This window comes from Pedococcus sp. P2_E2 (genome assembly GCF_056403955.1).
This window is the reverse complement of record NZ_JBFUEM010000010.1, coordinates 1-13,553: the sequence shown is the minus strand read 5'-3', so window position 1 is coordinate 13,553 and position 13,553 is coordinate 1. Positions and strand designations below refer to the sequence as shown.

At 69.7% G+C, this 13,553-nt stretch carries 10 protein-coding genes; 3 read left to right on the top strand and 7 right to left on the bottom strand.

Features of this window, described 5'->3' with window-relative positions:
- Positions 1-147: 147 nt before the first annotated feature.
- On the bottom strand, positions 148-1,584 hold the full coding sequence (locus AC1DWR_RS18260; protein ID WP_477614786.1) for a hypothetical protein: 1,437 nt from the start codon (positions 1,582-1,584) through the stop codon (positions 148-150).
- Between the two features lie 63 nt (positions 1,585-1,647).
- On the opposite strand from AC1DWR_RS18260, the gene AC1DWR_RS18255 reads away from it, so the two are divergent.
- A complete protein-coding gene (locus tag AC1DWR_RS18255; protein WP_477614785.1) occupies positions 1,648-3,360 on the top strand; it encodes an NAD(P)/FAD-dependent oxidoreductase in 1,713 nt (570 codons plus the stop codon).
- A gap of 59 nt (positions 3,361-3,419) precedes the next feature.
- Here the strand turns inward: AC1DWR_RS18255 and AC1DWR_RS18250 are convergent, their stop codons facing one another.
- From AC1DWR_RS18250 to AC1DWR_RS18230, 5 genes are all read right to left on the bottom strand, one after another.
- Complete coding sequence (locus AC1DWR_RS18250) at positions 3,420-4,790, bottom strand: GDSL-type esterase/lipase family protein (RefSeq protein WP_477614784.1); 1,371 nt, start codon at positions 4,788-4,790, stop codon at positions 3,420-3,422.
- A gap of 352 nt (positions 4,791-5,142) precedes the next feature.
- The gene (locus tag AC1DWR_RS18245; RefSeq protein ID WP_477614783.1) at positions 5,143-5,874 is read right to left on the bottom strand and encodes a lysophospholipid acyltransferase family protein; all 732 of its coding nucleotides are present in this window, start codon (positions 5,872-5,874) and stop codon (positions 5,143-5,145) included.
- A gap of 3 nt (positions 5,875-5,877) precedes the next feature.
- Entirely contained in the window at positions 5,878-7,443 is a 1,566-nt protein-coding gene (guaA, locus tag AC1DWR_RS18240) for a glutamine-hydrolyzing GMP synthase (protein ID WP_477615302.1), read from the bottom strand.
- A 108-nt stretch (positions 7,444-7,551) separates the two neighbouring features.
- Positions 7,552-7,902, bottom strand: a complete 351-nt coding sequence (locus tag AC1DWR_RS18235) for a DUF3817 domain-containing protein (protein WP_477614782.1) — start codon at positions 7,900-7,902, stop codon at positions 7,552-7,554.
- A complete protein-coding gene (locus AC1DWR_RS18230) occupies positions 7,895-8,638 on the bottom strand; it encodes an SURF1 family protein (protein WP_477614781.1) in 744 nt (247 codons plus the stop codon). The genes AC1DWR_RS18235 and AC1DWR_RS18230 overlap by 8 nt, the downstream gene beginning before the upstream one ends.
- A 71-nt stretch (positions 8,639-8,709) precedes the next feature.
- Between AC1DWR_RS18230 and AC1DWR_RS18225 the strand changes: the two genes are divergently transcribed.
- Both AC1DWR_RS18225 and AC1DWR_RS18220 read left to right on the top strand, forming a co-directional pair.
- Positions 8,710-10,497, top strand: coding sequence for an ABC transporter ATP-binding protein (locus tag AC1DWR_RS18225; RefSeq protein WP_477614780.1), 1,788 nt, complete (start codon positions 8,710-8,712; stop codon positions 10,495-10,497).
- 38 nt (positions 10,498-10,535) lie between these two features.
- Positions 10,536-12,332: an ABC transporter ATP-binding protein gene (locus AC1DWR_RS18220; RefSeq protein WP_477615301.1), complete on the top strand. Its 1,797-nt coding sequence runs from the start codon at positions 10,536-10,538 to the stop codon at positions 12,330-12,332.
- 124 nt (positions 12,333-12,456) lie between these two features.
- Here AC1DWR_RS18220 and AC1DWR_RS18215 read toward each other — a convergent pair whose 3' ends face one another.
- Positions 12,457-13,422: a hypothetical protein gene (locus tag AC1DWR_RS18215; protein ID WP_477614779.1), complete on the bottom strand. Its 966-nt coding sequence runs from the start codon at positions 13,420-13,422 to the stop codon at positions 12,457-12,459.
- Between the last annotated feature and the right edge of the window lie 131 nt (positions 13,423-13,553).

Below are 13,553 nucleotides of genomic sequence, written 5' to 3'. Positions count from 1 at the left end.
CGCACAATGGTTTCTACCTACAAACCATCTCGCCCCCCTCAACGCATGTCATCGGCCGCACGGTCCGAGTGCGTCATCCGGGCGGACCAGGGTTGTGGACCGGAGGACGACGCTGGCACCTTTTCGGCGCGTAGCCGTTGGCCGCAGCTATGCGATGTCGGGTGTGGTCAGGAATGCCCGTTCACCTGCGGCGTCCACCACGGCACCGATCCTGTCGTAGGTCGCCAGTGCGGCTTCGTGCTGAGCCCGGGCACGATCCAGGTCGCCCCCTGACGCGTAGATGCGACCGAGAAGCGAGGAGACCCGGGCCGCCTCGTAGGTCAGGTCGATCTCGGTGAAGAGCTGGTGCGCGTTGCGCGCCGCTCTCTCGGCGTTGGCGAGGTCACCCTCGGCGAGGAGGACCGCGGCCTCACCGGCGTCGGCGATCGCCCGCAAGGCGGGGGTCCGGTGGTTCAGCGCGATCTCGGCCAGCTCGATCGCGGCCGTGCGCGCCGTCGAGAGATCGTCAAGCATCAGGGCAACCTCGAGCTGAGTGGGCAGGAGCTTCGCTCGCTCCAACGCGCCCATGCCCTTGCCGCCGAGGATCCTCCGGAGGCCCGTCGCCGCGGCCCCCGGGCGACCCCGCTGGACGAGGGCCCGGGCAAGACCCGGCTGCGGCGTCACGCCCATCTCCTCCGCCTGCCGGAAGGCCTCCTCGGCCGCGTTGATCTCACCCATCTTGAGCCTGACCTCGCCCAGCTCCCGGAAGGCGAGCGCGGAGAACATCAAGTTGAAGGAGCCCAGCTCCGTGGTGGCTGTCAAAGCCTCTTCCTCGGCCTCGGAAAGGAAACCTCGCAAGCGCAGGATCTCGGCCCGGTGGACCCTGCAGACACCGGGGAAGCCGTTGATGGCCTGCCGGTCGCACCATCGCGTGGCCGCCTCGGTCCAGCGACCCGCCGCCTGCCAGTCGGCGACCTGTGCGTTGACCGCGATCATCATGCAGTAGATCATTCCGGTCGCCCGGGCACCCAGGTCCCCGGCCACCGCCCCTTCTGTCGCCTCCTCCACCATGGGCAGGCCCCGGTCGGGGTCGTCGCTGTAGACCAGGCCGATTCCTTGGAAAGCGTGTCCCAGGGCGAACAGGTCCTTGTCGCCATGGCGTGCGCCCAGGGCCTCGGCCTCCTCGGCACACCTGATCGCCGTATCGAGGTCGCCCTCGTCGCGGGCAGCGATACTGCGCGCGAAACTGAGCCACCCGTGCTCGGCATTCTCTGGCTGTCCCTCGAGCAACCGGGTGGCGTTCTGCAGCCACGCCGTGGCCGTGCCGCGCTCACCGAGGTCGCCATAGTGCTGGGCGAGGTCGATCGCCACGTGAGCAGCCCGGCGCGGGTTGCCCTGCTTCCGGTGCGTCTCGTAGGCGCGCTCACGAAGCGCCATGCAGTGGCGCATCTTGCCGATCCACCAGGCGCATTCGGCCATCTGGTCGAGCTCATCGGGACCCAGCGGTGCGACGGCGTCCGCCGCCGCGAAGAGCTGAAACGCCTCGCCCCACGCGTAGCGCGACACCGCCTCGCTGGCCCCAGGCAGGGTCGAGGGCTCGGTCATGTCGTCATTGTCTCAAGAAAGCCGGGGCTCGTCGCTGACGAATCTATGACGCCACAATGGGGCGTGGCCCTCTTCCCGGCTCCGCGCGACGTCGACCCACCCGAGCGACGTCCCGTCATCCTGGCCGTCGACGATGACCCGGACGCCATCGAGCTCCTGGGCGGGGAGCTGAATGACCGATACGGCCGGGCGTACCAGATACGGACTGCCCGGGCGGCCACCTCGGCTCTGAACCAGCTGACCGCGCTGCAGGAGGCGGGCGAGCGGGTGGCTCTGGTCCTGTCCGACCAGTGGCTACCGGACGGCACGGGGTGCGAGCTTCTGGCCCAGGCCAGGGAGCTCTTCCCACACTCACGCCGGCTCCTGCTGATCTCATGGGGCGAGTGGGCGATGGATGCCACGGCCCACCCGCTGCGCCGAGGGATCGGCCTCGGGCAGATCGACTACTACGCGATCAAGCCTTGGCGCGCAGCCGACGAACTGTTCCACCGGACAGTGACCGAGAACCTCCACGAGTGGGCCGGCTCAGACGCTTCGCTGTCGAGGGAGCTGACGATCGTCGCCGAGGCGGGCAACGCTCGCGCCTCAGAGCTGCGCAGCCTGTTGAGCCGAAACCGGGTGCCCTTTGTCTTCCACCCAACGGGTTCGGCAGCAGGAACGCAGATCCTGGAAGAAGTCCGCGCGGCCGACGCTGGCGTTCCCGTCGTCGTCCAACGCAATGGGCGGGTTCTGGTCGACCCGACCAACGTCGAGATCGCCGAAGCGTACGGCGCACGCACCCGACTGCAGGGCTCCCGCGACTACGACGTCACCGTCGTGGGCGCCGGGCCTTCCGGACTCGCCGCGGCCGTGTACGCCTCCTCGGAAGGGCTACGCACCCTCGTGATCGAACGCGAGACGATCGGCGGGCAGGCGGGGTCGAGCTCGCTCATCCGCAACTACCTGGGCTTCCAGCGTGGAGTCACCGGTGCCGACCTCGCCACTCGGGCGCACCAGCAAGCGTGGGTGTTCGGGACCACGTTCCTGCAGATGTGCCAGACCCAGGCGATCCGCAGCGACGCCGACCGGCTGTACCTGACCACGTCGAACTGTGCGGAAATCGCGACTGGCGCGGTCGTCCTCGCCACGGGAGTCAGCTATCGCAGGCTGGGCATCCCGTCCCTCGACGACCTGGTCGGACAAGGCGTCTTCTACGGTGCCTCGGCCTCAGAGGCGGAACGGTTCACCGGACGTACGGTCTTCGTCGTGGGGGCCGGCAACTCGGCCGGCCAGGCCGCCGTCCACTTGGCCGCGCACGCACACAAGGTGACGATCCTGGTGCGGCGCATCACGCTCGCCGAAACGATGTCGCGCTACCTCATAGAGGAGATCGAGGGACAGCTCAACATCGACGTTCGCTACCGAACCGAGATCGTCGACGGCGCGGGCGACGGAGAGCTCGAGAGCCTCACCCTTCACGACTCCGGGCGAGGCGCCACCGAGACCCTGCCTGCCGACGCGGTGTTCATCCTGATCGGCGCGAAGCCGCACACGGACTGGCTGCCCGAACAGGTCGCCCGCGACCGCTACGGCTTCGTCGTGACTGGGGCCGCGAGCAACGGCTGGCCGCTGGCCCGGGCGCCCTTCGTGTTCGAGTCGTCGATGCCGGGGGTCTTCGCGGTCGGCGATGTGCGTTCGGGTTCAGTGAAGCGCGTGGCATCTGCCGCCGGAGAAGGGTCCGTCGCCATCCAGCAGGTGCATCAGTACCTCCAGCTGGTGGAATCTGCGGGCAGTTGACCTGGCGGCGTACCAACGCGCCGCACGCCTGCAGCCTTCATCTCTGTACGCACGAAGCGTCAGCTGACGCCGAGCAGCTGCTTCACGGTCGGCATCAGCAGGTCCTTTTCAGCCGCATACCCCGTCGTGTTGGGGTGGAAGCTCTGCGAGCAGACATGGTTGACCACGTATTCGGACGGACAGTTGCGGATGGCAGCAACGTTCTGCTGCAGGTCGTTGATGTACGGCCCGGCGACGTCACCGCAAATCTCATGTCCGGTGAACAACTGCCGTACATCGACAAAGGTGACGTGCGGGTCGTCCGCAGCGGTGTTGGCGAGCGCGTAGTCGACCGCGTTGACCGTGAAGTTGAGGCTCACCTGGTTGTTGATGCCAATCTCGTTGCAGCTCGCATGTCCGCCCACCGGGAAGAAGGCTGGGTACCCGACCTGAATGATCCTGACGTTGTCGTCGACGTCTTCGATCGTGCCCCACAGCGACTTCAGCTTCAGCATTGCTCCGGATATCCCGTCAGGGCTGGCGTGTGTCCTGATGGCGGCGTCGCAGGTCGCGTCAGATCTCGGGTGCCCGACCAGGACGTTGATGCAGCCGTCCAGGATCGAGCCGAACCCCAGGTCGTCGCCGGTGACGCTGAGGATGACAACCTTGATGCCCGGAACCACGACGTCCGACAGGCGGGGTGAACCCTTGAATCCCAAGAGCACCTGGTCGGTGGTCGCGCCGGAGCAGGCTACGAAATTGGCCTCTGGCACCCCCATGAGTGGTGCGTAGGCGACAGGGGAACGGTGGCAGCCGCTGTGGCCATCGGGAGCGACCTTGGTGTCCTCGTAGTAGTCGACCGATAGTGGGTTGCCGGGAAGGCCGTTGTTGAAGGTGCCCTCACCGGAGGCGAAGGAGTCACCCAGCACGGCAACGTGCCGGCCTTGTTCGGGCGTGAGCTTGTCGTCGCTCGCCAGTGACGGGGGCACCGTACTGGTGGCCCGGGTCAGGTTGACCACGCCGGGCGCCTGAAGGGTGGTCGGGATCTTGGCATTCGGTCCCACGAATGCGAAACACATGTCCCTGGGCAGGGTCAGGATGGCGTGGTTCACCACGTTGTACCCACCACCTTGGACGGTTCCCTGTGCTCCACCTTGAAGGCATGCGGGGTTCTTCCAGCTGACCTGATCCGCGTGGATGCTGCTGGTGCCGTCAGGGGTAAACATCGCGGCATCGCCTAGTTGCACGAACCCGTTCCCGTCACCGGTGAACCACAGGTGGTAGTTGGCCACGCGATAGGCCCGGAGGCCGGCGTCGTCGAACGCGTAGACAGGTCCGAATTGGTAACGCTCGTTCGATCCATCGTTGCCCGTACAGAGAACGGGCCAACAATCGACGATTTCCTCGTTCGGCTCCATCCCCATCGAAGGGGGTGCCGAGTTCGGCATCATTCCCTGAAGGTTGGGAGCTGCCGAGGCCGAGTTGGGTGGGTTCGAAGGCGCAGGCCCAGATCGGGTCGAAGTGCGAGCCACGTTCGAGGCTGCCGTCGTGTTCGTCGAGCCCCCCGAGCAGGCGGAAGTAGCCAATGCGGTGACGGCAATCGCGGCACACGCGAGGGAAGCGCCTCGGTTGGCGGGTCTTGCCATGGTGGACGTCCCGTCTCCCAAACCGAAGCTGCCGCAGTTGCGGGCTCATCGGGCCTGGCCAAGCGACTCGGTGACCAGAGACGAGGAACATCCTGTTGTCGAGTAGACGCCCAGCGTATGAGGCGGAGAGCAGGACAGGGAGATACGAATGTATGACTCAGCTGCCCAGGGACGCCTTCACGTCGGAGGCGTAGAGGCCGGAGCGCTCCTGGCCGGACAGCTCGCCGATCGCGTCCATGGTGGCGTCCGTGATGGCCCTCAGGAGCGCCGCCTTCTGGAACTGAGCGGACAAGCCGGCCACGTCGACCGGCATACCAAAGCGCACGGTGACCTTCGCCGGCCGGAAGCCGTTGGACCCAGAAGGCTGGACGTGGTCGGTGCCGATCACGGCGCACGGCAGCAACGTTGCGCCCGTCGAGAGCGCCATGCGGGCGACCCCGGTGCGGCCGCGGTGCAGGCGGCCGTCGGGTGAGCGGGTGCCCTCGGGATAGACGCCGAACGCCTCCCCCTGGCGCAGGACGTCCTCGGACATCTCCAGCGACGCAGCGGCAGCCCGCGGGTCGGAACGGTCCACGGGGATCGTCCCGGCAGTCGAGTGGAACCACCGCACCGCCGCGCCCCGCAACCCGGAGCCCTGGAAGTACTCCGCCTTGCCGAGGAAGTGCACCTGCCGACCGGAGGCCAGGGGGATGACGATCGAGTCGATGAACGACAGGTGGTTCGACGCGACGATGAGGCTGCCCTCGCGCGGCACGTTCTCGCGGCCCTCGACGTGGAGGCCGGTCAGCAGCTTGAGCGGCGGCCCGATGAGGACGTAGCGCATCACGGCCCGGCTCACGGCGTCGTTGACGCTGGCCGTGCTGAGGCCGCGAGCCTTACCTGGCCGCACGCACTACTCCCACTCGATGGTGCCCGGCGGCTTGCTCGTGACGTCGAGCACGACCCGGTTGACCTCGCGGACCTCGTTCGTGATCCGGGTCGAGATCTTGGCCAGCACGTCGTAGGGCACTCGGGTCCAGTCGGCGGTCATGGCATCTTCGGAGGACACCGGGCGCAGCACGACCGGGTGACCGTAGGTGCGTCCATCGCCTTGCACCCCAACGGATCTCACGTCCGCGAGCAGCACCACGGGGCACTGCCAGATGTCACGATCCAGCCCTGCGGCAGACAGCTCCTCACGGGCGATGGCGTCGGCAGCACGAAGAATGGACAGCCGTTCAGCGGTCACCGAGCCGACGATCCGGATGGCGAGTCCGGGACCCGGGAACGGCTGGCGCCAGACGATCGCCTCCGGCACCCCGAGCTCGAGCCCGACCTGGCGGACCTCGTCCTTGAACAGTGACCGCAGCGGCTCGACGAGCTTGAACTGCAGGTCGTCGGGGAGCCCGCCCACGTTGTGGTGGGACTTGATGTTGGCCGCGCCGGTGCCGCCACCGGACTCGACCACGTCGGGATACAGCGTCCCCTGGACGAGGAACTCCACCGGGTGCTCCGAGTCCCCGCGCGTGCCGACGACGTCTCGCGCCGCCTGCTCGAAGACCCGGATGAACTCGCGCCCGATGATCTTGCGCTTCTCCTCGGGATCGGACACCCCGTCGAGCGCCGACAGGAAGCGTCCACGCGCGTCGACGACGACCAGGTCGACGCCGGTGGCCGCCACGAACTCCTTCTCGACCTGCTCGGCCTCACCGGAGCGCAGCAGCCCGTGGTCGACGAAGACGCAGGTGAGCTGGTCGCCCACGGCCTTCTGGACCAGGGCCGCGGCCACCGATGAGTCGACCCCACCGGAGAGGGCGCAGAGCACGCGTGAGTCGCCCACCTTCGAGCGGATCGCCTCGACGAGCTCCTCGACGACGTTCGCAGCAGTCCAGTCACCGGAGAGACCCGCGCCGCGATAGAGGAAGTTCTCGAGCACCCGCTGGCCGAAGGTCGAGTGCATCACCTCGGGGTGCCACTGCACGCCGTAGAGCTTGCGCTCGTCGTCCTCGATGGCCGCCACGAGAGCACCGGCGGTCGAGGCGGTGACCGCCATGCCGGCGGGTGCCTCCGTGACCGAGTCACCGTGGCTCATCCAGACCGACTGCTCCAGGGGCTGGCCGTTGAAGAGCGTCGACTCGGTGTCGGAGATCTCGGCCGGTGTCGCGCCATACTCCCCCAGCCCGGTGTGGGCCACCGTGCCGCCGAGGGCCTGGGACATCGCCTGGAAGCCGTAACACATGCCGAACACCGGCACCCCGGCCTCGAGGACGGCACGGTCGAGCTCAGGCGCGCCATCGGCATACACAGAAGAAGGGCCACCCGACAGCACGATGGCCGCCGGGTCCTTGGCCAGCAGCTCGGCCGTGCTCATCGTGTGGGGCACGACCTCGCTGTAGATCTTCGCCTCGCGCACGCGCCGCGCGATCAGCTGCGCGTACTGCGCGCCGAAGTCGACGACGAGCACCGGACGCGCCTGCAGGGGCGTGGCCGGCTCCTCCGACCGTTCGGCGTCGGGGGCTTCGACGCGGTCGTCGTCCTGGGCCTGGGTCACCACGTCGGCGGCTGCGGGGTCGCTCACGCGCACAGGTTACCGGCGGGCTGCGGCCAGCCGCGCCTCGGTCTCACGCGCGACCACGCGCTCAGCCCAGAAGGACAGGAACGGCACGACGCCCGCGAGCATGATGAGCACCATCCGACCGAGCGACCAGCCCACCTTGAAACCCAGGTTCGCCGTGGCGACCAGGTAGACGATGTAGATGAACCCGTGCGGCTGCGGCCACCAGTCGAGCACGTGGTTGTCGAAGCCGTAGCGCAGCACCATCTCGGCGACGAGGATCAACAACCCCGTCCCGACGACGAACGCCATCACCTTGAAGAAGCCGAGGGCCTTGCGGGCCGCCTCGACGTCCTTGATCTCACTCACACGGGTGTCACTCACGCTGGGCATCCTCTCGCACCATCCTGAACCACATGAACGCGGCAAAGCCGCCGAAGATCCACCACTGCAGGGCGTATGCCGCGTTGCGCCACTTCAGGCCGCCCGTCACCTCGGGTGGCGGCACCCTTTCGAGCCCAGCGGGGGCCGGAATCGCGACCCCGGTGGCGGCCCTCTCGGTCTGGGCGAAGACGAACGCGTTGTAGAGCTCGCCGGGCCATTCGTTGACGAGCAGCGAGAAGTCGATCGACCCCCGCGCAGTCCGTGGCCAGGGCGGCACCCCGGCCGGCGCTGCGGCCGGGGCCTCCCCCGGCGCCAGGGATCCGTCGACGGTGACCGGGCCGGTCGGTGGCTCGAGTGGCCGGGACACGTCGGTGACGAAGCCTCGCACCACCGCGAGCCGGGCGCCGGTCTCGGTGACGTCGAGCGGCGTCACCACCCAGTAGCCGGTTCGCCCCCCGAGTCGGCGGGGACCGACGAGGAACTGGTCGGACGCGGCATACGTGCCGATCGCGGTGACCGCGCGGTTGGACTGGGGGTTCGGGAAGGCCTCGTGCGGATGGACGACGGAGTCGATCAGGGCCGGACGTGCCTCGTGCGCCTTGCGGAGGGCATCGGCGAGACCCTTGTCCTGGGCGACGTGCAGCTGCCAGAGCCCGAGCTGGGTGCAGGCCGCGATGATGCCGAGCAGGAGGGCGAACAGGCCGAGCCACCGTGGCTTGAGGGCGGTTCGCAGCACCGGGTCAGGCTACGGGACGCCCGGAAAACCAGTGTCGGCGCGTCGGTCCTGCCGCCTACGGTGGGGACCTCATGCAGACGATTCCGTTCCCCGACCCCGGCCGGCCCGACACCCGCAACACGACGCGGTTCATGCTCTGGGTCGCTCGCCAGCAGTGGCGCACCCAGGTGCTCGGGATGCTGGCGGGCATGGCGTGGATGCTGGCGATCGCGCTGGTGCCCGCCGCGGTCGGCAAGGGCGTCGACGACGGCATCGTCCCGGGCGACCTCGGCGGCCTGGTCCGCTGGTCCCTGGTGCTGATCGGGCTCGGGGCGATCTGCGCCGCCACGGCAGCGATCCGGCACTACTTCGCCGTCTACAACTGGTTGTTCGCGTCCTACCGCGGCGCGCAGCTCACCGCGCAGGGAGCCGAGCGCGCAGGGCCGGCACTGACCCGCACCATGCCCTCGGGCGAGGTGGTCGCCGTGTTCGCCAACGACGTCATGCGACTGGGCGGGCTCTACGACGTGATGGGACGGTTCTCGGGCGCCGTCGTCAGCTATGCCGTCGTGGGCGCAATCCTGCTCGCGGCCTCCCCGCCGCTCGGCTGGCTGGTGCTGCTCGGCGGCCCGGTCATGTTGGCCAGCCTCAGCCTCATCGTGCGACCCCTCCAACGCCGCCAGGCCCGGCAGCGCGAGGAGGCCGGGCGACTGACCACGCTGGGCGCCGACACGGTCGCGGGGCTTCGGGTGCTCCGCGGCATCGGCGGTGAGCAGACGTTCCTGCGCCGCTACGAGCAGCAGTCCGCCAAGGTCCGCGAGCGCGGGTTCCAGGTGGCGGGCATCCAAGCAGCCCTCGACTCCGCCGAGGTGCTCATCCCCGGCATCTTCGTCGTCCTCGTGACGTGGCTCGGCGCGCGGGAGGCAGTCGCCGGCGAGCTCACGGCCGGTCAGCTGGTCGCCTTCTACGGTTACACGGCGTTCCTCACCATGCCCTTGCAGACTGCCATCGAGGTGGTCGACCGCGGCATCCGGGCGCAGATCGCGGCGGGCAAGATGCTGCGCGTCATGGCGGTCCAGCCCGACCACGACGCAGCTCGGCCCGGCACCGCCACCGTGCCCGCCGACGACGCCGACCTCGTGGACCCGTTGTCGGGCACCGTGGTTCGCGGCGGGCTGCTGACCGCCATCGTCTCGGCGCGACCGGAGGACTCTGCTGCCCTGGCCGATCGGCTGGGTCGGCACGGTCCGGGCCCACACCAGACGACCTGGGGCGGCATCCGCCTCGACGACCTGTCGATCGCCGACGTGCGACGGCACATCGTCGTCAGCGAGCCCGACCCGAGGCTGTTCACCGGCGTCCTGCGAGAGCAGCTCCGTGGCAACGCCGTCCGACCCCCGCGCGCCGACGACGGACCCGAGGCCCAGCACGCCGGGGTCGCGCAGTCCGAGGTGGGCGGCGGTGGCGACCGCGCGGTCATGGCCGCCCTCACCACGGCCAGCGCCCTCGACGTGCTCGACGCCGTCCCGGACGGGCTCGACGGCACCGTCGAGGAGCGCGGCCGCTCCTACTCGGGAGGGCAGCGCCAGCGTCTCGCGCTGTCGCGGGCCCTGCTGACCGAGGCCCCGGTGCTCGTGCTCGTCGAACCCACCAGCGCTGTCGACGCCCACACCGAGGCCAGGATCGCCGGACGCCTCGCGGAGCACCGTCGCGGACGCACGACGGTCGTCACGACCGTCAGCCCGCTCCTGCTCGGGCAGGCCGACAACGTGGTGCTCCTCGAGGACGGCCTCGCCATCGCCACCGGCACCCACCGCGAGCTGCTGGCCCACCCGGCATACCGACACATCGTGATCCGCGGAGAGGAGGACGACCAGTGATCACCGACCACGCCCGTCGCACGCTGCCCATCGCCGACATGGCCGGGGTGTGGGAGCACACTCGCGGCCTCGTGCGGGAGCACCGAGGCCTCGTCGCCCGCGTCCTGGGGCTGCACGCCCTCGCCGCGCTCGCCGCCCTGGCCGCACCCTGGCTGGTCGGACGGCTCGTCGACGTCGTCAGCGGGCGCCATGGCGGCGCCGGCACCGTCGACAAGATCGCGATCGGCCTCGCCATCGCGGTCGTCGCCCAGACGGGGCTGACGTGGGCAGCCCGGCGGTGGTCGTTCATCCTCGGCGAGACGGTGTTCGCCGAGCTGCGCGAGCAGTTCGTCGGGCGCGCGGTCAACCTGCCCCTGTCCACCGTCGAGCGCGCGGGCACCGGCGATCTCGTTGCGCGCACCACCAACGACGTGGAGGCGCTGTCGCACGTCGTGCGGTTCGGCATCCCTTCGCTGTTCGTCGCGTCGATGACGGTGCTGATGACGACTGTCGCGGCACTCTTCACCTCACCGCTCGCCACCCTGCCGATCCTGCTCGGCCTGCCGTTCTACTGGTTCTCGACGAGGCGCTACCTGCGGCACGCGTCGGATGGCTACCTGTGGGAGCGGGCCACCTATGCCCAGCTCAACGGCGTCGTCGCGGAGACGGTCGACGGGGCCCGCACCATCGACGCCTTGTCGCTCACCGGTGCGCGTCGGGCGCGGTTCCACGAGGCGCTGCGTGAGTGCTTCCACGCCGAGCGATACACCCTGGGCCTGCGGCTGCACTGGTTCCCAGCAGTGGTCTTCGGCTACTACGTCCCGACCGCCGGCGCGGTGCTCTGGGGCGGCTGGCTGGCCATCAACGGCCACATCACCGCCGGTGCGGCCACGGCCGTGACCCTCTACATCCACCAGATGACCAACCCGCTCGACGAGGTGCTCGGCTGGCTCGACGAGATCCAGGTGGGTGCGACGTCCCTGGCCCGGGTGATCGGTGTCGGCGACGTGCCGCCCGACCGCGTCTCCACCGGGGAGCAGCCGTCAGGTTCCGACCTCTCGGTCGACGACGTTCGCTACGCCTACCGTCCCGGTCACGACGTGCTGAGCGGGGTGTCACTGGACCTGCGACCGGGCGAACGCCTCGCCATCGTCGGCCCTTCCGGCGCGGGCAAGTCGACGCTCGGCCGGCTGATGGCAGGCATCGACGGTCCTCGCGAGGGCAGCGTCGAGGTGGGCGGCGTGCCGCTGGTCGACCTCACGCTCGGCCAGCTGCGCGGCGAGGTCGCCCTGGTCACGCAGGAGCACCACGTGTTCGTGGGCACCCTCGCCGACAACCTCCTGCTCGCCCGGCCCGGCGCCTCACGCGACGAGCTCCACGAAGCCCTCCGGGCTGTCGACGCCCACGAGTGGGCCGCCGACCTCCCCGAGGGGCTCGACACCCTCGTGGGCAGCGGTGGGCACCCGCTCGGGGAGGCCCAGTCGCAACAGGTGGCCCTCGCCCGCCTCGTGCTCGCCGACCCGCACACCCTCGTGCTCGACGAGGCGACGTCGCTGCTCGACCCTCGCGCCGCCCGCCACCTCGAACGCTCCCTGGCGGCCGTGGTCGAGGGGCGCACCGTGGTCGCGATCGCGCACCGGCTGCACACCGCGCACGACGCCGACCGGGTCGCCGTGGTCGAGGACGGGGTGGTCAGCGAGATCGGCACCCACGACGAGCTCGTCGCCGCCGATGGCCCGTATGCCGCGCTCTGGGCTTCCTGGCGCGACCAGCCGAACGCCGCCTCCGGCATCGCTGGCGTGGCTGGCGTGGCTGGCGTCGCTGGCGTGGCTGGCGGCACCAGCGCCCCTGACTGACCACCGCTGTGAGTCGAGAGTGCACGACACGCTGACGGATGGGCGGTGCGGTCAGCGCGTCGTGCACTCTCGACTGGGGATGGCGGGGGAACCGACGGCCCGGTAAGCGGCGGAGGTCAGGCGCTCAGCAGATGTCCAGGGTTCTCGGGTCGAGGTCGAGGGCGCCTGCGAACCGGCGCAGGCAGTCGATCCGGCGGGCTGGTCGATACACGTCCTCGGCGAAGATCTCGAGAACGCACCAGTCCTCGTCCTGCGCCAGAGCGCTGCGACTCGCATCGTGGCTGCGTCGGCGGATGGAGCCGTGGTCGCTGCCTTGGTACTCGCCGATCACGCGGTGGGATTCCCAGACGAGGTCGCCCTCCAACAGCCAACCGCCGTCGCGGTGGAAGACGTTCCGGTTGACCGCAGGCTCGGGGAAGCCTGCGCGGACGAACATCACCCGAGCTCGGGTCTCCATGGGCGACCGGACCGGCGCACGCACCAAGGTCAGGGCCTCGTCCAGCAGGGCTCGCCCCCGAGGCCGAACCCTTCGGTCGAGCGCCGCGGACATCAGGCGATGGCCCTCCTCAGCGCCGTCCGGCCCTTGCTCGCCCAGGCGCCAGCGACCACCCAGCCTCGTGGCGACCTTGTCGCCGACCACGATCAGGTCGTCCACCTCCAGCCCTCGATCCACGACCTCACCCAGGTCGACCCAGGTGTCGGCGAGTCCGGTCACGGGCAACCCGCGCAACCTCCCCGTCCCGCGTCGCTCGAGCCCGCGATGTCCGATGCAGCCTTGGCGGCGGATCTGCGCGTGCTCTGTCGAGCGCATCACGTCGAGGTCGGTCTGCGCCTCGAGTGCGCCAGGCAGGGGCAGACCCCAGAGGTGGCACGCAGTGATGTGGCTGAATGCCACGTCGTCCGGCAGCCCCACCAGGAACGCGCGCGCGAGCTCTTCGCAGCTGCTCGGCCGATCGCCCACCCGGACTGCCCGGGTCGGCCGGTGGAGCGCCGCGTCGCGAAGGCGCCAAGGCGGCATACCTGACTCGCGCGCGTCGGCCACGGAGAACGGCGCACGAGCGAGCTCGGCTGGCAACCACTGCAGTCCCACCGGCGACACTGTGGTGCACCTGCGCCGCCCACCCGGCCGGTCATCCACAGGCGGCCGGGCCCGGCCGGTCGAGAGTGCACGACACGCTGACGGATGGCCGGCCCGGTCAGCGTGTCGTGCACTCTCACTCT